Source organism: Paraburkholderia sp. GAS82 (genome assembly GCF_050436285.1).
Classification (GTDB): domain Bacteria; phylum Pseudomonadota; class Gammaproteobacteria; order Burkholderiales; family Burkholderiaceae; genus Paraburkholderia; species Paraburkholderia phenazinium_B.
On record NZ_JBNDLX010000001.1, the window covers coordinates 823,184 to 844,748 of the forward strand.

Here is a 21,565-nt window from a genome sequence, read left to right on the forward strand (position 1 = left end):
CGACTCGGGACATCCAACCAGTGAAAACGACCATTGCCGTCGCTCTCCTTGCACTCGCCTTGACGGGCTGCGGGTCCGCCGCCGACAAAGAAGCGGCGCGCGACAACGACTTCGCCCATTCGGAACGCCGGCTCGATGCGGCGCAGACCAACGCCACCATAAACTGTCGCGATCAGGCGCAATGCGATCAGGCCTGGCAACTGACGAAGAACTACGTAACGCAGCATTCGGAAGAGCCGGTGATCCGTGCGGATGCCACCTCGATCGAGTCCGACGTGCCGGGCAGTTCGGGTCACGCGGTCTATTCGGCCGCCCGCGTGGCGAAGGGGAGCGGCGCGACGATTACCTTGTATGCGCAATGCCGCGGCATGTACGGCCCAGAGCATGCGATGGGCTCGGACTACGACGAATGCGTCAAGAAGATCACCACGACCCAGAACGGTTTCGCGTTGTACCTCGAGCAACATACGTCGGCTAACTGACAGCTGAACGAAGGTTACGGGTTGTCGGCATTCCAGAATGGCTGTCGGCAACCCGCTTCACCGCCTAACCTTCGCGGCGGCGAAACTCGCCGAGCCATTCCGACAACGCGGTGACCGCGTCGAGCGACACGGCGTTGTAGAGCGACGCGCGCAGGCCGCCGATCGAGCGGTGACCTTCGAGACCGTGAAAACCTTCGCGTCGCGCCGCTTCGAGGAAGTGGGCCTCCAGCTCCGGCGTGGGCAGGCGGAACGCCACATTCATCGTCGAACGGCAGGACCGCTCTCCATGCACGCGATAGAACCCAGGCTCCGCGTCGAGCGCACCGTACAGCGCGTGGGCTTTGGCGCGGTTGATCGCGGCCATCGCCTCCACGCCGCCGACTTCGTCGCGCAGCCAGCGCGTCACCAGCATCAGCACGTAGATCGCGAAGACGGGCGGCGTGTTGTAGACCGAACGCGCTGCGATATGCGTGCGGTAGTCGAGTAGGGTGGGCAAGCCAGTAATCGCACGCTGGGCGAATTCGTCGCGCAGGATCACCACCGTGACGCCAGCCGGCCCGAGGTTCTTCTGCGCGTGCGCATAGATCATCGCGTAGCGCTCGATGTCTATCGGCGCGGCCAGCAGGTTGGATGACATGTCGCACACCAGCGGCACTTCAGGCAAGCCTGGCGCGCCGGTGAATTCGAGGCCTTCGACGGTCTCGTTGGACACGTAATGGAGGTAGGCCGCGTCTTGCGAGAGCTGCAGTTCTTCGGCCGCAGGCAGGCGCCGATAGCCGTCGGCGCGGCCATCCCACAACACGCGCGTATCGCCCTCGAGCCGTGCTTCGACCGGCGCCTTCGCGCTCCAGTAACCGGATACGATGTACTCGGCGTGGCGGCCGCTTGCGCGCAGGAAATTCATCGGCAACATCGAGAATTGCAGGCTGCTGCCGCCTTGCATGAACAGCACGTGATAGTGCGCCGGGATGCTGAGCAGCGCGCGTAGATTGCGCTCGGCTTCGTCGAGCACGCCGCGAAACCAATCCGAGCGGTGACTCATGCCGAGTACCGAGAGACCGGTCTCCGGCAGCGCATCGATGGCATCGCGCGTCTCGCGCAGGACTGAGGCCGGCAGGGCGCCTGGCCCCCCGGAAAAATTCATTGCGTTATTCATTCAGGCCGCCGTGCGACGCTTCATCAACCGCTCGAATGCGTCGACGATATGTTGGACAAAGGGATTCTTGTGGGCCAATGCGCCGGTGCTGCGCTCATAGTGGGCGAGCATTGTCGCGTTGGCCTCGAAGACGAACACCTGGCCGCCGGGCAGCAAGGTGAAGTCGATGCCGCCGTAGTCGAGATCGAGCCGGCGGCCGATCTCCGCAATCGCTTGTAGCGCGCGTTGGCCCAATGCGGCGGAGGGGTCCTGCAGGAAGCGTCGTTCTTCGTCGAGCTTCCACGCGTGGCCTTCCATGTCTGCGGAGAAGTAGTGGACCATCCAGTTCGGTGAGATCGCCAGATGATACGGGAACGGTTCGCGATCGACGAAGATCATCCGGTATTTGCGATAGTAGCCGTCGGCCGAGCGGGTGTCGCGAAACGCGGTCAGATATTGCGGGCCCTGACTCTCGTGAAGCCGCGCCTGCAGCGTCGCGAGATCGTTGCAGCGGACCAGACCTTCGCCGCCATGCGTGGCGGTGGGCCGGACCAACACCGGCAGTGCGATGCCGTGATCTGCGAGCAGGCCGGCGAGTGCGACGTCCGAAGATGGCGCGGTGTCGATACGCGCGCACGCTGCCATCTGCACATCGGGCAGACCGCCAAGCAACGTCGGGGTTCGGTTACGAGCGGTTCGCTCGATCGCCGCGGGCGGATTGAGCAGAGGCTGGGCGACGCAAGACGTGAAGCGCTCGAGCCGCGCAGCGAGCGGTGCTGCGATATCCGCTTCGCCGATGGCATTGAACACGAGATCGAACGGCGGCAGCTGTTTGTCCTCCGAGTCGGCGGCGTAGTCGATGGCGTACTTGATCCGGCAGTTGACCGCTCCCGGCAGCAAGCCCTCGAACGGCACGTTGCCCGAGGCGCGCGCGGAGCAGAGCACCAGTACCCGGCGCACCTGACCGGGCGCTTCTTCCACGAAGACGCGCTGCATCCGATAGGCGCGTTCGCGATACGCGTCGGCCTCGGCCGTGTGTCCAGCCGAAGCGTGGATTGCGGCGAGATTCTGGCAGGCAACCGCGACGTTCGGGTCGAGCGTCAGGACAAGCTGGTACCAGGCTGCTGCGATCTCCAGATCGCCCTTCATGAAGTAACCGGTGGCGACGTCGCACAGATTCGCTGCGCTCGCCTCGGCAGAACCGCTCGCGTAGACATCCAGCGTGTGGGCGGCGATCAGATGGGCGACGGCGCCGAGCTCGTCGCCGGCTGCGCGCCTGGCGTCGGCGAGGGCGCGATGCGAAGCGGGATCGAGCGGGAAAGCAGGTGCCGGATCTGCGAGTAGTGCACCTGCACGGGGACCAGGGTGGCCGTCTGAATGTTCTGGATCTCGGGTCATATTCCTGCGAAATGAGCGTCGTGGCGATGCGCCACTGCGCGTCCGAAGGATAGAGGGCGCGCGAGTGATCCAGATTACAGCCGTTCGCGCGCTCGTTACAGAAATTTACGCAGACGATCAGAAGCGCATTCCGGTGGAGCAGGCACCCGCGAAACCGCCGCCGCTGCCGCCCCCAGCGCCGCAGAAGACGCCGCAGCCCGAGAGCGAAACGGCCAGTACGATGCCGGCTAACCTGGCGCGCAATAGGCTCGACCGGTTTCGACGGCGCTGCGAACGCTCAACTGCCATAGGATTCCATCCGGCGCGCATCGCGTCGGGAAGGGTATGTAATGAACGGATCGCACGGGATGAACTGAACAGGGTGAAGCGCATAAGAACTCTGAATGGAATGACAAGGATGGGCGTGGATACCGTCATTCGAAAGCAAGTCGTAATCTTCGAGATTGGGTAACCACGGTGCCACGACCCTAACGCAGCACCATACGCGCTTCAAATACGCTGAATCCGAAAATCAGAGGGGATTGTCAGCTTCATGGTCGACCCTTACGCCTGCCTCGCTGATAGAATGCGTGAGCCGCAACGTAGTGGACTGCAGATGAGATTGCTTGATGCATTAGTTGAACAGCGTATAGCCGCCGCGGCAGCACGCGGTGAGCTCGACGATTTGCCGGGAACGGGCGTCGTGCCTGGCCTTGGGGACGATGCTCAGGTTCCTCAGGAAGTGCACGCGGCGAATCGCATCCTGAAAAATGCGGGCTTCGCGCCGCCGGCCGTCGAACAGCTGCGGGCGCTGAGCGATCTGCAGGACGAACTGAATGCGGTCAGCGACCGCGCCACCCGTTGTCGTCTTCACGCGCGCATGCTGGCGCTGCACATGGCGCTCGAATCGCTGCGCGGTGGTCCGCTGGTTCTGCCGCGCGAATATTGCCGGCGGATTGCCGAACGCCTCTCCGAGCGAGCGGCGGGTGATGCGGCCGGTGCACTTTCCGGCGAGCCGGGGCCGCAGTGAGCGGGCCGCTCTCGAACACTGCAGCGCTTGCAGGTTCGGCGGCCTCATCCGATGCGCCCGAACCTGTTGCCAGCGCAACGTCTATACCTGCCGCGCACGATGATTCAACGAGTGCCCACGGCGCATTCCTTGAGTCCGGCCAGGCGCCGATGGCTCACGAACTCCCGGTTGCTCCCGTCTCTTTCCCGCAACGCGATCTGCATTTCATGAAGTTGGCGCAAGCTGCCGCTGAAGAAGCGCGTGCGGCCGGAGAAGTGCCGGTCGGCGCGGTGCTGGTGCGTGGCGACGAGGTCATTGCGAAGGGTTTCAATCATCCGATCGGTGCGCACGATCCATCCGCTCACGCCGAGATGGTGGCGCTGCGCGCTGCCGCGCAGGCGCTCGAGAATTACCGTTTGCCTGGCTGCGAGCTCTACGTGACGCTCGAGCCTTGCCTGATGTGTGCCGGTGCGATCATGCACGCGCGGATTGCCCGCGTGGTGTTCGGCGCCCGCGATCCGAAGACGGGCGCTTGTGGCAGCGTGGTCGATGCGTTTGCCAATCCGCAGCTCAATCATCACACGACCGTGGTGGGTGGCGCGCTGGAAGACGAATGCGCCGCCGCGCTCAAGTCCTTCTTTGCCGACCGGCGTCGCTCTTTGCGGGAAGCCCGCGAGGCTCGCGCCGCTCTCGACGCCGCGAGAATCGAACCGCCGCCTGCCGAATCGCTCTAAAATCCATCATCCCCCTCATCGGCGTCGATCATGATCGCCCATCGCACTTTCGAACTGGTCGCGCCATCAGGCTATCCACATGATCCCGACGCGATTCACCGCGCTCTGCACCGGTTGCATGCAGAGGGACATCGTGTGGAGGGCGTCAGTGCTACGGAGCGCCGTTATCAGCGTTTTGCCGGCACCGACGGCGAGCGCGCGGCCGAGTTGAACCGTTTGGCCGACCCGTCGCGCAAGCTGCCGGACATCGTGCTGGCAGTGCGCGGCGGCTACGGTGCGGTGCGTATCCTGCACGGCCTTGATTACGATGGCTTGCAGCGGCGGCTCACCGATCAGCCGGTGGCGTTGGTAGGACACAGCGATTTCACGGCCATACAGATGGCGCTGCTGGCGCGCGCCGGGCTGAAAACGTTCGGCGGTCCGATGCTGATGGGTGATTTCGGCGCACCGGACCTGAGCGAATTCACCATGCAGCACTTCTGGGCGGCGCTGACCAGGCCAAACTTCACGATAACGAGCACCGTGCCTCAAGCGCAGACGGTCGACGTCAGCGGGATGCTGTGGGGCGGCAATCTGGCGGTGTTGGCCTCGCTGGTCGGCACGCCCTATATGCCGCCGGTGGACGGTGGCATCCTGTTCGTCGAGGACGTCAACGAACAGCCGTTCCGGCTCGAGCGCACGCTTTATCAACTGCATCTGGCCGGGATTCTCGAACGGCAACAGGCCCTTATGATTGGCGATTTCTCGGGCGGCAAGCCGTTCGAATACGACAACGGCTACGATCTGAATACGATGATCGAGCATGTGCGCTCGGTGATCGGCATTCCGGTGATCACCGGCCTGGAGTTCGGCCATATCCCTAACCTGGTGACGCTGCCGGTCGGCGCGGATGCGCACCTTGTCTCAGATCCGCACGGCTTCAGGATGACGGTGTCGGAGTACCCTCATCTGAGCTGACGGATGATTCATCGGGGAGTGAAGCGGGCGCTGCCCGCTTTATTTTTGCGTCAATAACGCAACTAACGGTCTGACTTTGCTTGTGACGGTGGTGGCGAAGCAGGGTTGATGGGACAGATTTTGTTGACAAAATTTTCGTCTAAAAATTTGCCCGATTTCCTCAGACAGAAGCGTGTAGCAAGCGTGGCGGGCGTTCTGGCCAGATCAAGAAGTCCGCCAACCTGAGGTCAAACCACAATCGTTGAAAATTCAATATTGAAATTGTTGACAATCATTGTGTCCATCCTATGATGAGCAACATAACGGAACGGACATCATGTCGACCCCATCCTCCGCCACTGCGAATGGTTCAAAACCCGAAGCGCTCGCCGAGCGTATTCGCGCTGCGATCCTCGAGCATCGACTCGCCCCTGGAGCCAAGCTGACAGAAGCGCAGTTGTGCGAAGTATTTGGCGTCAAGCGCGGGCCGATCCGCCAGGCGCTCGCGTTGCTGGCGACCGATCACCTCGTCGATCTCGAGCCGAACCGCGGCGCTTTTGTCGCGAGTCCGTCGTTGCAGGAAGTGCACGAGGTGTTCGAGATGCGCCGCATTATCGAACTTGCCGTGGTGGAGAAGATCTGCGCCGGTCATGGCCCGCGCCGCCTGAAGAACATTGGCAGCATGATCGGCCGAGAGCGCAAAGCGTTCGAAACGCGTGACTTTTCGGCCTGGATCCGGCTCTCAGGTGAGTTTCACACGGAGCTGGCGTCGCTCACCGGCAACACGGTGCTGTGTAACTGCCTGAACGGACTGGTTGCACGCTCGACCTTGATTTCAGCTTTGTACGAGTCGCTCGGCCGCAGTCCGTGCTCGTTCGAAGACCACGAAGCGATTCTCGCCGCGCTCGACGCCGGCGATGCGAAGGAGGCAGCGGCCTTGATGTCGCGCCACTTGCAAAGCGTCGAACTGAAGATGCTCGACAGGCCGGCACGCGGCGCAGCGGATCTGCACGAAGTGTTTGGCGCAAGGCCGGTAAAAACCGCGCCGTCCTGAGGCAGCCTGCCTGTGCGCGTCGATCGACGCGCATCACGGAGCAGGAATTGCGAGGGGCACGCGTTGCACTGAATTTGAACTGACGAATCATCGCGAACCGGCGATGTGGACAAGTACGTCCAGACGCTTTGCACGCGGCTGCCTGAACCGGGCCGCATGCACGCGAGAACGCTTCGGCGCGAGTGCGCGGTGAGTGGCGAAGCGATAACGATAAGTACTTAGTTATGCTTATTTGAACGAATAGGCATCCAGGTACAGGGACAACCGCGGGAATGTCGTACGGGCACGATCCATCCCGACAGGGAAGAGGTTGCGCGTGACAGATGCAGTGCCCGTCGACGGCAAATCGACGGCCCCCTACACCCAAGGAGAAGTCATGGCTCAGTTCAGTGCGGTACCGGGTAATCCTGCTATTCCTCCGAATTCGACCTTCGGCGACGAAGGCTCGTCGGGCGATCCCGGCGTGCCTGCAGGCTACAGCGAACGGCTGTATAACGAAGATCTGGCGCCGCTACGCCACCAAACCTGGAGCGCGTACAACATCTTCGCGTTCTGGATGTCGGATGTGCATAGCGTGGGCGGCTACGTGTTCGCCGGCAGTCTGTTCGCGCTCGGCCTCACGAGTTGGCAGGTGCTGATCGCGCTACTGGTCGGGATCACGATCGTCAACGTGTTGTGCAACCTGATCGCCAAGCCGAGCCAGCAGAACGGCGTGCCCTATCCGGTCGCCTGCCGTGCGACGTTCGGCGTGCTCGGAGCGAACATTCCTGCGGTGATTCGCGGTTTGATCGCGGTCGCCTGGTACGGCATTCAGACGTATCTTGCGTCGAGCGCGCTCGTGATCGTCGTGCTCAAATTTGTTCCGCAATGGTTGCCGTATGCGGACGTGCACCAGCATGGTTTCATGGGGTTGTCCGCGCTCGGCTGGGGCGGCTTCATGCTGCTGTGGGTGCTGCAGGCACTGGTGTTCTGGCACGGCATGGAAACGATCAAGAAGTTTATCGATTTCGCGGGTCCGGCCGTGTACGTCGTGATGTTCATCCTTGCGGGCTATATGGTGTGGCGCGCCGGCTGGCAGAACATCGGCATCAATCTGGGCGGTGTCAAATATCACGGACTTGAAGTCGTGCCGGTGATGATCACGGCAATCTCGCTGGTGGTATCGTACTTCTCGGGTCCCATGCTTAACTTTGGCGACTTCTCGCGCTACGGCAAGAGCTTTCGCAGCGTAAAAAAGGGCAATTTCTGGGGCCTGCCGGTCAACTTCCTTGCGTTCTCGCTGGTGACCGTGGTGACGACTGCCGCTACACTGCCGGTATTCGGCCAGCTGATTACGGATCCGGTGGAAACGGTCGGCCGGATCGACTATCCGACCGCGGTGATTCTCGGTGCGTTGACCTTTACGATTGCGACGATCGGGATCAATATCGTGGCAAACTTCGTCTCGCCGGCCTTCGATTTCTCGAACGTCGCGCCGCGTCTGATCAGCTGGCGCATGGGCGGGATGCTGGCAGCGGTCGCGTCGATTTTCATCACGCCGTGGAATCTGTTTAACAACCCGGCCGTGATTCACTACACACTCGACGTGCTGGGCAGTTTCATCGGGCCTTTGTATGGTGTCCTGATCGTTGACTTCTACCTGGTGAAGCGCCAGAAAATTGTCCTGGACGATCTTTACACCGTGTCCGAAACAGGTAGCTACTGGTATCGCAATGGCGTGAACTACAAGGCCGTCGCTGCATTGTTGCCCGCGGCAGTGATCGCGGTGATCTGCGTGATGGTGCCGTCGTTGAACGGTATGGCGAATTTCTCGTGGTTTATCGGTGCTGCGCTTGGCGCCGTGTTCTACCGTGCATTGACTATCCGGTAAGCGTGCTGCAACAGGAGTTCGAAATGCGTATCAAACTGATCAATCCGAACACGACCCAGCGTATGACCGACGCAATGGGGCGCTGTGCAAGGGAGGTCGTGGCGCCTGGCACCGAGGTGATCGCGGTCAGCCCGACCATGGGGCCACCGTCGATCGAAGGCTACTATGACGAAGCGATCGCCACGCCAGGCCTGCTAGCCGAGGTCGCGGCGGGCGAGCGCGACGGCTGCGACGGCTACGTGATTGCGTGCTTCGGCGATCCCGGTCTGTATGCGGCTCGCGAGCTGGCGCGTGGGCCCGTGATTGGCATTGCCGAAGCGGCCATGCACGTGGCGAGCGTGCTGGCACCGTCGTTTTCGGTCGTGACGACGCTCGCGCGTACCTGCGGCATGGCCTGGCATCTGGCCGAGCGCTACGGCATGACGCGCTTCTGCAACAACGTGCGGGCGACCGACGTGGCCGTGCTCGAACTCGATCAGCCTGGCTCGGAAGCGCGCCGCATCATCCTCGACGAATGCCGCCGGGCGCTCGATGAGGACGGCTCGTCGGCGATCGTGCTCGGCTGTGCCGGGATGGCCGAGTTGTGCGCGGAGATTCAGGGCGAACTGGGCGTGCCGGTGGTCGAAGGTGTGACCGCGGCGGTGAAATGGGTGGAGGCCCTGGTCACGCTGCGGCTGGGCACGGCCAAGCGCGGCGATTATGCCCGGCCGCTGCTGAAACGCTATGACGGTGCCTTCGAAGCGTTTAGTCCGACAGAGGTGCATCCCATCCGGCCCCCGTCACGTTTCGGGCGCTGATGCGCCCGAGGCCAGTCAGCTCCCCGTCCGCCCACATACATTCCTTCTGACACGCACTATCTGGCCGGGTGTATGGGCGCACCCGGACGTTTTCGTTACACTGGTTCCACCAGACGCTGGGCGGATCAGGCGGGCATTTTCGGCGGTTTCCGCCGGCGTCGCGGCGAGATTCAGGTGAGTTTCAAGTTCCACCACTCCCTTTTTGTCAGCACGCATTTGTCAAACCATGCCATTCGACTCGAACTATCCACGTGACCTGATCGGCTACGGCCGCCACCCGGTGCAGGCAAACTGGCCCGGACGGGCACGCGTCGCGGTGCAATTCGTGCTCAATTATGAAGAGGGCGGCGAAAACTGCGTGTTGCACGGCGACCCCGGCTCGGAGCAGTTCCTCTCGGAGATCGTCGGTGCGGCAGCCTATCCGGCGCGTCATATGAGCATGGAGTCGATCTACGAATACGGCTCGCGCGCCGGTGTCTGGCGCATCCTGCGCGAATTCGAAAAGCGCGGCCTGCCGCTGACGGTCTTCGGAGTCGGCATGGCTATCGAGCGTCATCCGGATCTCGCCCGTGCGTTTGTCGAACTGGGGCACGAGATTGCTTGCCATGGCTACCGCTGGATTCATTACCAGGACGTGTCGCCGGAGAAAGAGGCGGAACATATGCGCCTCGGCATGGAAGCGATCGAACGCGTGACGGGTGAGCGTCCGCTTGGCTGGTACACCGGCCGCGACAGTCCCAATACGCATCGCCTCGTCGCCGAATACGGCGGCTTCCTGTACGACTCGGATTACTACGGCGATGACCTGCCGTTCTGGATGGACGTCGAAGTCAGCGGCGGCGCGAAATCGCCGCAACTGATCGTGCCGTACACGCTAGACACCAACGACATGCGCTTTGCGAGCCCGCAAGGCTTCAATACCGCCGATCACTTCTTCACTTATCTGCGCGACGCTTTCGACGTGCTGTACGAAGAGGGCGACGAAGCGCCGAAGATGCTTTCAATCGGCATGCATTGCCGTCTGCTGGGCCGCCCGGGCCGCTTCCGCGCGCTGCAACGCTTCCTCGATCATATCGAACAGCACGACCGCGTCTGGGTGACGCGGCGTGTGGATATTGCACGGCACTGGCGCGAGCACCATCCTTACCAACAACATCACCGCGGGGATGCGGCATGAAGGCGATGCAATACTCTCTGAATCAACTCAACAGCATTTCCACCGACGCGTTCGTCGCGGCGCTGTCGGGCATTTTCGAGCACTCGCCCTGGGTGGCGGAACTCGCAGCGGAGCAACGGCCTTTTGCCAGCATCGACGCGCTGCATCGCACGATGTCAAACGCGGTCGAGACGGCAGGCGAAACGAAGCAGCTCGCGCTGATCAACGCCCACCCGGAGCTCGCGGGCAAAGCTGCCGTGCGCGGTGAACTGACGGCCGAATCGACCCGCGAACAGAGTGGAGCGGGCCTCTCGCAATGCACGCAGGAAGAATTCGACAGACTGGTGGCGCTCAACGCCGCGTATCGCAAGAAGTTTGGCTTCCCATTCATTCTCGCGGTGCGCGGGTACGACCGCCACGGCATCATCGCCAACTTCGAAGCGCGCGTGAACAATAGCCGCGCCGACGAATTGCGTGCGAGCCTCGACCAGATCTACCGTATCGCACGCTTCAGACTCGACGACCTGATCGACGCGTAACCGCGCGTCAGTATCAGCACGCAGCGCATGCTCTCTTAAGCGCCGCTGCAACCCGCGAACCGAAGCGTTTTTTAGCACTATTAAAGAGGAAGACAAAGATGGCACTCCCGATTCTCGATCCCAACGCACCGGACTTCACCCGCCGCTATGTGAACCTGGCGGACCCGCGTCTCGGCGCGCAAGCGCTCGAGGCTAGCGACGATTTCTTCGCGCCGAAGGAACGGATGCTGAATCCGGAACCCGCTGTCTTTATTCCTGGCAAGTACGACGATCACGGCAAGTGGATGGACGGCTGGGAAACGCGCCGCAAGCGCATCTCCGGCTACGACTGGTGCGTCGTGAAGCTCGCGCGTCCGGGCGTAATCAAAGGTCTCGACCTCGATACGAGCCATTTCACGGGTAACTTCCCGCCGGCGGCTTCGGTGGAAGCGGCGCGCGTGGTGGATGGCCAGCCGAACCAGTCGACCCAGTGGACCGAAATCGTCCCGTCGACCACACTGCAAGGCAATAGCCACCACTATCACGAAGTCAGCGACGCCAATGCGTACACGCATCTGCGCGTCAACATCTACCCGGACGGCGGGATCGCACGTCTGCGCGTCTACGGCCAGCCGCAAGTGGACTGGGCCGGCGCGAGCCGCACTGAGCAGTTCGATCTGGCTGCGATGGAAAACGGTGCCTACCTGGTCGCAGCAAACAACCAGCACTTCGGTGCAGCGTCGACTATCCTGATGCCGGGCCGTGGCGTGAACATGGGCGACGGCTGGGAAACGCGCCGCCGCCGCGAACCGGGCAACGACTGGGCGATTGTTGCCCTCGCACAACCGGGTGTGATCAGGAAAATCGAAGTGGATACTGCGCACTTCAAGGGTAACTATCCGGACCGCTGCTCGATCCAGGCGGCGTATGTGACGGGCGGCACCGACAGTTCGTTGGTCACGCAGGCCATGTTCTGGCCGGTGTTGTTGGGCGAGCAGAAGCTGAAGATGGACAACCAGCACTATTTCGAAAGCGAAGTGGCGGCGCTCGGCCCGGTGACACACGTGCGCTTTAACATCATTCCGGACGGCGGAGTTTCGCGTCTGCGTCTGTGGGGTACGCTCGCATAATGAAAACGCTCGCTATCGAACCGCTGACGAAAGAAGCGTTCGCCCCGTTCGGCGACGTGATCGAACTCGAAGGCGCGAAGCAGATTCCGATCAACCTCGGCACGACGATCCGTTATCACGATCTCGCGAAAGTGGATGTGACGGACGAGGGCGGCCGCACATTGGTGAACCTGTTTCGCGGTCAGCCGCGCGTGCTGCCGTTCGAAGTGAAGATGCTCGAGCGCCATCCGCTCGGCAGCCAGGCGTTTGTGCCTCTGAACGACAAGCCGTACCTGGTTGTGGTTGCGCCGGCCGGCGAACTCGATGCCGCACAGATTCGTGCGTTCGTGACGAGCGGCTGGCAGGGCGTGAACTACGCGAAAGGCGTGTGGCATCACCCGCTGATCGCACTTGGTGAGGTGAGCGATTTCGTCGTCGTGGATCGCGGCGGCGATGGGCTCAATCTCAACGAGCAGGATCTCACTGAGTCGCTATGGTTGACCGAGGATGCGTTGAGCGTGGCAACGGTTTGATGGGGTAGCAGATCACGCATACGGCGCGATTGCGTCAGTCGCAGAAAACATAAAACGCCCGGGGCATGAGCCTCGGGCGTTTTTGCATCGTACGTCAGCCTCTCGAGCGTCCGCGTTTAGCAAGCAACGGCGACTGACCGATAATTTCGCGTGACCTTTCCGGAGGCTCTGGCGCCGAAAAGCCGGCTGCTTCGATCACGGGCTTGAGGCTTTTAGACAGAATGCCTTTCCTCGGGGTGCGCAGCGACTCCATGCCTTCATTCCACGCGTGCAGCATCTGTTTTGCTACCCCACGCCATTGAGGCTCGTTTTTTGCCGCCTCGATCAGTTCGTAGCCGACTGATACCGCAGAGTCGCATAGTGCTTCGACCATCGCCGTATATTTGGGTGGTGCAATGCCGACGCGGGAATTAAAAAAACGCTCGAGCGCCTTGCCTGCCGCCCATGTCTTACGGCCGTCGACTGGCAGTCCAGGAGGGTTCGCCGCGAAACGCGGATAGGCTTGCGTCGTCACAATGTCGTAGACCGGCGTGAAAGCGACGTCGTCGACGGACGTATAGAAAAGAGCGATGTTCTTCGTGTGACAATCCGCGTTACGTACCACGTAGTTGCTAAGCAGATGCCAGCTTAGTTGTTCTAGCTGTTGCCGCATGCTGTTCCGGTCCAGCAAATAAGCTTTCGCGACATTCAGCACTTTCTCTGTGGTCGAGTTGTATTTCTCATGCGGCGGCAGACCGAGCAATCCACACATGTCCTCGACGCCATGCACGGGAAACCCTTCCGCGTTCACGTCAAAGCGTTCGACGACGAGTGCCCGGCCATCGTCCGACATCTGCGTGTGCGCTACAGGCGCTACACCGAGACGTTCTAGCACGCGCATCGAGTAGAACTCGTTGAACCCCAGGAACGGCGTATTTTCGTCCGAACCTTTGACAATATATCGGCTCGTTCGAATGGTGGGCTTGCCAAGCGGGGTGTCGAAAGAGGGGGTGTCAGTCGAGCTCTTTTGCGGAGCGATGAACTTTGGCACAGCGCCCGAGATGGCTGCGCGCGCGTAATCGCGAACCAGCGCGGCGAAATGCTCCGTCGTGTTGTCGCCATGAAGGATATCTTTGACATCCAATGCCTGCAACTCGGTGCCGGGTTCGATGCCCTCGGGCGTCACGGTGACACGTCCGATCCCCATTGCACCCACCACCGCAAGTAACGACAGATCGGTGCCGTCGAGCAAGGGTCCAAATTGTTCCCGAATCAGATTAAGCAAATAGCCTTCGGGCAGATTCTGACGAAAGAACGGGTGCAGGTCGCGTGGCCAGCGCCACGCCTCCTGTCGCACGGGCATCGTCAGGCTGACGAAATCGCTGGGCGCTGTATCCCGTTCGTACTGAAGGACATAGTCGTCGCGCTCGCGAAAAAGCGTTGCGACTTTCCGGCCTTGGACCTGAACGTCAAGCTTCATGGGTTAGATCCCGATGCCGCGCGCTGCTCGGCAAGGATGTCTTCAAGTGTCCGGCCATGGCCGTGTGCAACAACCTTGAGATCGTAACCTGCTGCCTCGAGTAAGCGCACGAGTACGGATACGCTCATGTCATTTTTTGCGAGCGTTTCCATTCGTGCGACGGTGGTGCGCGCAACGCCGGCGCGCTGTGCCAGTTCTTCCTGCGATAGGCTGGCTTCGCGACGCACTTCCTTTAACATGTCCGAGACATCGGCGAGCGTGGTCATTTGTAGCCCCAAGGCATCAAAATGCCGAGAATGAGCAATTATTGTAGCCCAAAAGGCACAAATCGCAACTTCTATTTTGTATCTCTTGGGCTACAAAATAGGCCAAAACCCTTGTTTTTGTAGCCCAAGGGATATAATTTCATGCCTGACTCCAGTAGGCAGCGCCATAAGAAAAAGCGGGCTTTCCGCTCCCGCGAAAAGCCCGCTGCCTAAGCTAACTGTTACCCCACCAGGCGAAACGGCCGGCCGCCGCAGCGGCCAGCCTCAACTAACCCACTACTTCTCCGCCCCAGCCTGGAACCACGCCGCAATCTTCTGACGCTCGTCGTCAGTCATATGCGTCACGTTCCCGAGCGGCATCGCCTTCAGCGTCACGGCTTGCTGATACAGGCGCTGCGCATTCTGCGAGATCTCCTCGGGCGTATCGAACATCACCCCCGCAGGCGCGGCTCCCATCAAGGTTGGATGGGCGGAGTGGCACGCGGCACAACGTTGCTGCAGGATCGGCGCAATGTCCGCGACCTTCAGCGTCGGCGCATTAGCTGCTTCCGCCTGCGGCACCACCGGCCTCGGCATCGTCCAGAAAAGGGCGCCGAACATGAACGCAATCCCGACCAGCGGCAGATACCACAGCACCTGACCACGGTGGCGCATCACGAAGAACTGACGGATCAGCGCACCGGCCATCATGATCATCGCGAGGATGAGCCAGTTGTACTGGTTTGTGTACGTCATCGCGTAGTGGTTCGACAGCATCGCGAACACCACGGGCAAAGTGAAGTACGTGTTGTGCACCGAGCGTTGCTTGCCGCGCTTGCCGTAGATCGGGTTCGGCGTGTCGCCCTTGAGCATCGCGTCGACCATCTTGCGCTGGCCCGGAATGATCACGAAGAACACGTTGGCCGACATGATGGTCGCGAGCATCGCGCCGACGATCAGGTACGCGGCACGACCAGCGAAGATATGGCACGCGAGCCATGCCGCGATCAGCACATAGATGCCGACGCAGATACCGAGCACCTTGTCCTTGTTGCCCAGCATCCGGCACAGCGAGTCGTAGACAATCCAGCCTGCGGCGAGAAAACCGAGCGCGGAGAACACGGCCACCACCGGGCCCATATCCATCACGCTCGTGTCGATCAGGTAGGTGCTCGGTGAGAACAGATACAGCACGGTGAAGAGACTCGCGCCCGACAACCAGGTGGTGTACGACGGCCACTTCGACCAATGCAGGTCGTCCGGCATTTCCGGCGGCGCGACGGTGTACTTCTGCATGTTGTAGAAGCCGCCGCCGTGCACGTGCCACAGCTCGCCGAACACGCCACGCCGGCGCTGGTTCGGATCCGTCGGTGGTTTCAGGCTGTTGTCGAGTGCGACGAAATAAAACGACTCGCCGATCCAGGCGATCGCGGCGATGACGTGAAACCAGCGCAATGCCAGGTTCAGCCAGTCAGTGATAAAGCCTTCCATGAACTCCTCCACTTCTGATTCGTTGTCTGCGCGGCGGGCGGTGGCTCGATGCCGGGTCAATGAAGATGACGGCCGGGTTATTCATCTGCCATGCGCGACTCGCGCAAACTGCTGTTAGGGGACGCGGTGCGCTCAGTTCGCACAGCGCCGTATTGCGGGTTATCGGTTCAACGACATCGGTCTCAGCGACGGGTTGCGGGCAGGGGGATCGCATTGGCTGCGCTTCGCAGGTGTCTCCAGTCATCTGCGAAATGCAGCGGTGGCGAAGTCGGTTAGGCGTGAGCCTGGCCCGCTCTCCATCCTGTGCCCGTGGCGTCGCACGTGCCCCTTAGCTGCCTCGATACGTGCTGTACGACCACGGCGATACCAGTAGCGGCACGTGATAGTGCGCACCGGCATCGGCCACGCCAAAGCGCAGCACGACACGATCGACGAAGCGAGGCTCCGGCACCTTCGTGCCGATCGAAGCGAAGTAGTCGCCCGCGCCGAACACGAGTTCGTATTCGCCTGCGACCAGAGCATCGCCTTCGAGCAGCGGCTGATCGCAGCGGCCGTCGTTATTGGTGAGGGTGGTTTTCAGCGCACGGCGTGTGTCGCCGGTGAGCGCAAAGAGTTCGACCTTGATGCCCGCGCCGGGACGGCCGTTTGCGGTGTCGAGCACGTGGGTAGTGAGCTTTCCCATTCGCAATTTTCCTTATGTGAATGTGAGGTTTCGGCGGCGGCCCGATCCAGAATACGTTGCGGCGGATCGAGGCTCCACGTCAGTGGCTACATACCCGTCGGCGAATGAAAGCGAGCGCCGTGGCAGCCATTGTAAAAAGGATGTTCCCGTCCGCGCGCGAGCGATAGGAAAGATAATACCTGGCGCATGACAGCCTGCTGTAAGACTCGTGGTGATGACCCGTAAGACCCGTGCAAACCCTTGCCCCGTGGCCACGAGACCTGGATGACCGTTTGTCCCGATCCTACCGGTGCCAAAAAAGCCCACTATATCGGCTGCGTGAGGTTGGGTATCGCAACGGCGTGAGTTGTCAGCGTTATTTTGGCCGTCGAAGGTTACGTCTGTGCGCAGCAGCAATGCCGCGCACCCCGAAGACGGCGTAGCACGCTGGGTAACCGGGCCAACGGCGTTCGAATGAACGCGGCGGCACGGTAGCGTGTGCGCCGCATCGCATTCGAACGACTTTGCACACGGTATGGCGTACCGGCACAGCCGGCATCAGCCTCGCCGTCACGGCCGGCCTGAGCGTAGGCGCACCGCGGCGGCAGCAACAGAGCGGAGAAAACGAATGACGATGACGCAACAGGCAGGCGCGCAAGCGGGCGCAAACAGGCACGGCAAGACAATGCTGGTGAAACACGCAGACGTGCTGGTCACGATGGATGGCGCAAGGCGCGAGTTGCGCGACGGCGGCCTGTATATCGAGGACAACCGGATCGTCGCAGTCGGACCGACCGCAGAGTTGCCGCAAACGGCCGATGAAGTACTGGATATGCGCGGGCACCTGGTGATACCGGGCCTGATCAACACGCATCACCACATGTATCAGAGCCTGACGCGGGCGATTCCGGCCGCGCAGGACGCCGAATTGTTCGGTTGGCTGACGAACCTGTACAAGGTGTGGGCGAACCTCACGCCGGAGATGATCGAAGTCTCGACGCTGACCGCGATGGCGGAGCTAATGCTGTCCGGCTGCACGACTTCGAGCGATCACTTGTACATCTACCCGAACGGGAGCCGGCTCGACGACAGCATTGCGGCAGCGCGCCGGATCGGCATGCGCTTTCACGCGGCGCGCGGCAGCATGAGCGTGGGACAGAAGGACGGCGGTTTGCCGCCCGACTCGGTTGTAGAGCGCGAACCGGACATATTGAAGGACACGCAGCGTCTGATCGAGACGTATCACGACGACGGGCGTTACGCGATGCTGCGCGTGGTGGTCGCGCCCTGTTCGCCGTTTTCCGTGAGTCGCGATCTGATGCGCGAGTCGGCGGTGCTGGCGCGTCAATACGGTGTGTCGCTGCACACGCATCTGGCGGAGAACGTCAACGATATTGCTTATAGCCGTGAGAAGTTTGGCATGACGCCGGCGGAGTATGCGGAGGATCTGGGCTGGGTGGGACATGACGTATGGCATGCCCACTGTGTGCAACTGGACGATGCTGGCATCGCACTGTTTGCGCGCACTGGGACGGGCGTTGCGCATTGTCCGTGTTCGAACATGCGGCTCGCCTCAGGCATCGCTCCGGTCAAGCGGATGCGGTTGGCCGGCGTGCCGGTGGGTCTCGGTGTGGACGGTTCGGCATCGAACGACAGCGCGCAGATGGTCGCCGAAGTGCGTCAGGCATTGTTGCTGCAGCGTGTCGGTTTCGGTCCCGATGCAATGACGGCGCGCGAAGCTTTGGAGATCGCGACGCTAGGCGGCGCGAAGGTGCTCAACCGTGACGATATCGGTGCATTGGCGCCGGGCATGGCAGCAGATTTTGTGTCGTTCGACCTGCGTCAGCCTTTGTTTGCTGGCGCCTTGCACGACCCGGTGGCGGCGTTGGTGTTCTGTGCGCCGTCGCAGGTATCGCATAGCGTGATTGGCGGGAAGGTCGTAGTGAAAGACGGACAGTTGACGACTGTCGAGCTGGGTCCGGTGATCGAGCAGCACAACCGGTTGGCAAAGACGTTGTATCAGGCTGCGGCCTGACAGGTTTTGTTTCGGTCAACGCAGGTCTGACGCAGAACGAAGGCAAATGCAAACGCGCACAACTGGCCCGCGTCCTGCGACGCGGGCCGGCAAGCATCAGGGTTTATCGATCAAGGTCTTGGTCGCCTCGGCAACAAGGCTTCGCAACCAACGCACTTCATCGGAGTAATGCACGCGTTCGTGCCACAACTGGTAGTACTGCATCGGCGGGAAATCGAGTGGCGCGGGCACCACAGTAAGGGGCAGAAATTTAGCGTAGTAATCGGCGAAGAGCCGCGTTGTCGTGAAGATCAGATCCGACTTGATCAGCACATACGGCGCAAGGTTGAAGTACGGCAGAGTCACGACGACATGACGCTTTAAGCGCTCCCGCGCGAGGTGCACGTCGATCGCGCCGCGTTGGCCCACCGAATAGGGAGTAGGCGCAAGATGCGGAGCATTCAGATACTGGTCGAGCGTCAACCCGCCGCGCTTGGCGAACGGATGTGCGTTGCTCATCAGGCAGACGATCTGGTCGACAAACAGGTTCGACAGATGCAGCTGCTCGGGCGGCTCCGGCCAGTTGCCGACGACGATATCGAGCTTGCCGTCCTCGAGCGCCAGTTCATAGTCGAACGCCGGCCCGAGCGAGTGAAACTCAAGCGTCGCGTTGGGCGCCGCCTGGCGGAAGCGCTCCACCACGGTCGGCACGAACAGCACGTTCAGATAATCGGGGCAGCCAATCCGGTAGCAGCGGATCGAAGTGGCCGGATCGAAATTGTGTTGCTGGAACTTGATGCGCTCGATTTCGCGCAGGGCGTTTTGCACCGGTTCGAGCAGACGCAGCCCGTACTCGGTCGGGACCATGCCGGACTTGCCGCGCACCAGCAGCGGGTCGCCGGTGATGTCGCGCAGACGCCGCAGCGCCGCGCTGATGGCGGGCTGGGACTGGTTGAGTTTGACGGCGGCGCGCGTCACGCTGCGCTCCATCAGGAGGGTGTGCAAGACGCGTAATAAATATGTGTCGATCGCCTCGCGTTGCTGGCTCATGACTTCTCCGAAATATATGTTGTGGCTGATCGAACGGGCCTTTGGGTATATGACTTTTAATATGAACAGAAAGATGCGTCAAGAGAGGGATACCCGCACAGCACGTGCTGGCGCGGGTTTGCAGGGAATTTTGGCGGCTCGACTGACAGGGTCGAATTAGGTATCGTCATTTCGATATAGCGAAGGCACGGCGCATTCGGCCGGGGCGCGCCGCCTCGTTGCAACAGACAGTCATTGGCGTATTACGGAAACTCATGGGCGACTCTTCTTCTTATAACGGCGACGCCGCGCACCCCGCAGGTGGGCCGGCCGTCGTGCCGCGCCTCGTGCTGGCAGGCATCAGCAAGCAATATCCGGCTGTGCGCGCCAACGACGACGTGACGCTGATCGTCGCGCCCGGTGAAATCCACGCTGTGCTCGGTGAGAACGGTGCGGGCAAGAGCACGCTGATGAAGATCATCTACGGCGCGGTGCGGCCTGACGCCGGTGAAATTCGCTGGGAAGGACAGACGGTCGAAATCGCGAGCCCGGCCGCAGCGCGCAAGCTCGGCATCGGCATGGTGTTCCAGCACTTCTCGTTGTTCGAGACGTTGACGGTAGGCGAGAACATCGCGCTCGCGCTCGATGAACCGTTCGACCTGAAGACGCTCGCCAAACGCATCCGCGAAGTGTCGGCGGATTACGGCCTCGATATCGATCCGCAGCGTCACGTGCACAGCCTGACAGTGGGCGAACGGCAGCGCGTTGAGATCGTGCGTTGTCTGCTGCAGAACCCGCGTCTGCTGATCATGGACGAGCCGACTTCGGTGCTCACGCCGCAGGCGGTCCGCAAGCTGTTCGAGACCTTGAGACGTCTCGCCGCTGAAGGCTGCAGCATCCTCTACATCAGCCATAAGCTCGACGAGATTCAGGAACTGTGCGACACGGCAACGGTGATGCGCGGTGGCCGCGTGACCGGTCATGTGAAGCCGCGCGAAGAGACGCACGCGTCGCTGGCGCAACTGATGGTGGGGCATTCGTTGCCCGACTACACGCGTCGCGCTCACACACCGGGCGATGTGCTACTCGACGTGAAGCATCTTTCGGCGGCGAGCGACGATCCGTTCGGTACCTCGCTCGACGACGTCTCGTTCAGCGTGCATGCCGGCGAAATCTTCGGCATTGCGGGTGTGTCGGGCAACGGCCAGGCCGAATTGCTGGCGGCGCTCTCTGGCGAGCAACGCGGCGCGCGCGCCGACGCGATCACGATTTGCGGCAAGGCCGCGGGCAGACTCGGCGCAGGCGGGCGCCGCTCGCTCGGCTTCGGCTTCGTCCCGGAGGAGCGCCTGGGGCGCGGCGCAGTGCCGGCCATGACGCTTGCCGAAAATGCGCTGCTGACGGGGCATCGCCAGAAGATGGTGCAGTCCGGCTGGATCAAGGCGGGTGCGATGCGCAGCTTCGCGAAGAAATGCATCGATGCCTTCGATGTGCGTTGTGGCGGTACCGAAGCAATCGCGCAGAGCCTGTCGGGCGGCAATCTGCAGAAGTACATCGTGGGACGCGAGATTTTGCAGGCGCCTAAGGTGCTCGTGGTCGCGCAGCCTACCTGGGGTGTCGACGTCGGCGCCGCCGCGTTCATTCGACAGCAGTTGCTCGATCTGTCGGCACGCGGCGTCGCGATTCTGGTGATCTCGGAAGAACTGGAAGAGCTGTTCGATATATGCGACCGCATCGCGGTGCTCGCGCGCGGCCGGCTGTCGCCCGTGCGCGTCACCGGCGAGACCAACGCCGAGGAGATCGGCCGATGGATGGCAGGCCTGTTCGGCGCGCGGGAAGAGGGCGCGGCGCCTTCGCCCGGACAACCGGCGCACGCCTGAGTGTGGCGTAGATCACGGCGCAACTGCGGGCCTTACGGCAGGCGTAGTCCACGTAGATTGACATCCGAAACAACACCTA

20 protein-coding genes are annotated in these 21,565 nt (G+C 61.7%); 13 read left to right on the forward strand and 7 right to left on the reverse strand.

Annotation, left to right across the window (positions count from 1 at the left end; all coding sequences use genetic code 11):
* Positions 1–20: 20 nt before the first annotated feature.
* The gene (locus P3T17_RS03620; RefSeq protein ID WP_429287093.1) at positions 21–482 is read left to right on the forward strand and encodes a hypothetical protein; all 462 of its coding nucleotides are present in this window, start codon (positions 21–23) and stop codon (positions 480–482) included.
* Between the two features lie 64 nt (positions 483–546).
* On the opposite strand, the gene P3T17_RS03625 is transcribed toward P3T17_RS03620, so the two are convergent.
* Together P3T17_RS03625 and P3T17_RS03630 are read right to left on the reverse strand one after the other, a co-directional pair.
* The gene (locus P3T17_RS03625; protein ID WP_429404754.1) at positions 547–1,638 is read right to left on the reverse strand and encodes a phosphoserine transaminase; all 1,092 of its coding nucleotides are present in this window, start codon (positions 1,636–1,638) and stop codon (positions 547–549) included.
* On the reverse strand, positions 1,639–3,015 hold the full coding sequence (locus P3T17_RS03630; protein ID WP_429404756.1) for a hypothetical protein: 1,377 nt from the start codon (positions 3,013–3,015) through the stop codon (positions 1,639–1,641).
* Positions 3,016–3,610: 595 nt separating this feature from the next.
* Here P3T17_RS03630 and P3T17_RS03635 point away from each other — a divergent pair.
* From P3T17_RS03635 to P3T17_RS03680, 10 genes are all read left to right on the forward strand, one after another.
* Entirely contained in the window at positions 3,611–4,024 is a 414-nt protein-coding gene (locus P3T17_RS03635) for a DnaJ family domain-containing protein (protein ID WP_429404758.1), read from the forward strand.
* Between the two features lie 149 nt (positions 4,025–4,173).
* On the forward strand, positions 4,174–4,737 hold the full coding sequence (tadA, locus tag P3T17_RS03640) for a tRNA adenosine(34) deaminase TadA (RefSeq protein WP_429404760.1): 564 nt from the start codon (positions 4,174–4,176) through the stop codon (positions 4,735–4,737).
* A 30-nt stretch (positions 4,738–4,767) separates the two neighbouring features.
* Positions 4,768–5,694 (forward strand): muramoyltetrapeptide carboxypeptidase, encoded by a 927-nt coding sequence (ldcA, locus tag P3T17_RS03645; protein ID WP_429404762.1) that lies wholly within the window; start codon positions 4,768–4,770, stop codon positions 5,692–5,694.
* Between the two features lie 316 nt (positions 5,695–6,010).
* Positions 6,011–6,727 (forward strand): GntR family transcriptional regulator, encoded by a 717-nt coding sequence (locus P3T17_RS03650; RefSeq protein ID WP_429404764.1) that lies wholly within the window; start codon positions 6,011–6,013, stop codon positions 6,725–6,727.
* A gap of 376 nt (positions 6,728–7,103) precedes the next feature.
* A complete protein-coding gene (locus P3T17_RS03655) occupies positions 7,104–8,597 on the forward strand; it encodes an NCS1 family nucleobase:cation symporter-1 (protein ID WP_074264334.1) in 1,494 nt (497 codons plus the stop codon).
* 23 nt (positions 8,598–8,620) lie between these two features.
* A complete protein-coding gene (locus P3T17_RS03660) occupies positions 8,621–9,394 on the forward strand; it encodes an aspartate/glutamate racemase family protein (protein WP_429404766.1) in 774 nt (257 codons plus the stop codon).
* Positions 9,395–9,620: 226 nt separating this feature from the next.
* Positions 9,621–10,571, forward strand: a complete 951-nt coding sequence (gene puuE, locus P3T17_RS03665; RefSeq protein ID WP_429404768.1) for an allantoinase PuuE — start codon at positions 9,621–9,623, stop codon at positions 10,569–10,571.
* The gene (gene uraD / locus P3T17_RS03670; RefSeq protein WP_429287085.1) at positions 10,568–11,089 is read left to right on the forward strand and encodes a 2-oxo-4-hydroxy-4-carboxy-5-ureidoimidazoline decarboxylase; all 522 of its coding nucleotides are present in this window, start codon (positions 10,568–10,570) and stop codon (positions 11,087–11,089) included. Before puuE ends, uraD begins: the two co-directional genes overlap by 4 nt.
* A 98-nt stretch (positions 11,090–11,187) precedes the next feature.
* Positions 11,188–12,198: an allantoicase gene (alc, locus tag P3T17_RS03675; RefSeq protein ID WP_429404770.1), complete on the forward strand. Its 1,011-nt coding sequence runs from the start codon at positions 11,188–11,190 to the stop codon at positions 12,196–12,198.
* Entirely contained in the window at positions 12,198–12,710 is a 513-nt protein-coding gene (locus P3T17_RS03680) for an ureidoglycolate lyase (protein WP_429404772.1), read from the forward strand. Before alc ends, P3T17_RS03680 begins: the two co-directional genes overlap by 1 nt.
* 94 nt (positions 12,711–12,804) lie before the next feature.
* Here the strand turns inward: P3T17_RS03680 and P3T17_RS03685 are convergent, their stop codons facing one another.
* From P3T17_RS03685 to uraH, 4 genes are all read right to left on the reverse strand, one after another.
* Positions 12,805–14,169 carry a type II toxin-antitoxin system HipA family toxin gene (locus P3T17_RS03685; protein WP_429404774.1) on the reverse strand — a complete coding sequence of 455 codons (1,365 nt, stop codon included), beginning with the start codon at positions 14,167–14,169 and terminating at the stop codon, positions 12,805–12,807.
* The gene (locus P3T17_RS03690; RefSeq protein WP_074264341.1) at positions 14,166–14,435 is read right to left on the reverse strand and encodes a helix-turn-helix transcriptional regulator; all 270 of its coding nucleotides are present in this window, start codon (positions 14,433–14,435) and stop codon (positions 14,166–14,168) included. Before P3T17_RS03690 ends, P3T17_RS03685 begins: the two co-directional genes overlap by 4 nt.
* Before the next feature lie 276 nt (positions 14,436–14,711).
* Complete coding sequence (locus P3T17_RS03695) at positions 14,712–15,905, reverse strand: urate hydroxylase PuuD (protein WP_074264342.1); 1,194 nt, start codon at positions 15,903–15,905, stop codon at positions 14,712–14,714.
* A 328-nt stretch (positions 15,906–16,233) separates the two neighbouring features.
* Positions 16,234–16,587, reverse strand: coding sequence for a hydroxyisourate hydrolase (uraH, locus tag P3T17_RS03700; RefSeq protein WP_429404776.1), 354 nt, complete (start codon positions 16,585–16,587; stop codon positions 16,234–16,236).
* A gap of 607 nt (positions 16,588–17,194) precedes the next feature.
* On the opposite strand from uraH, the gene P3T17_RS03705 reads away from it, so the two are divergent.
* Positions 17,195–18,601 (forward strand): 8-oxoguanine deaminase, encoded by a 1,407-nt coding sequence (locus P3T17_RS03705; RefSeq protein WP_429404778.1) that lies wholly within the window; start codon positions 17,195–17,197, stop codon positions 18,599–18,601.
* Positions 18,602–18,697: 96 nt separating this feature from the next.
* On the opposite strand, the gene P3T17_RS03710 is transcribed toward P3T17_RS03705, so the two are convergent.
* Positions 18,698–19,630: a LysR substrate-binding domain-containing protein gene (locus P3T17_RS03710; RefSeq protein ID WP_012433318.1), complete on the reverse strand. Its 933-nt coding sequence runs from the start codon at positions 19,628–19,630 to the stop codon at positions 18,698–18,700.
* 254 nt (positions 19,631–19,884) lie between these two features.
* On the opposite strand from P3T17_RS03710, the gene P3T17_RS03715 reads away from it, so the two are divergent.
* Positions 19,885–21,486 carry an ABC transporter ATP-binding protein gene (locus P3T17_RS03715; RefSeq protein WP_074264345.1) on the forward strand — a complete coding sequence of 534 codons (1,602 nt, stop codon included), beginning with the start codon at positions 19,885–19,887 and terminating at the stop codon, positions 21,484–21,486.
* The last annotated feature ends 79 nt before the right edge of the window (positions 21,487–21,565 follow it).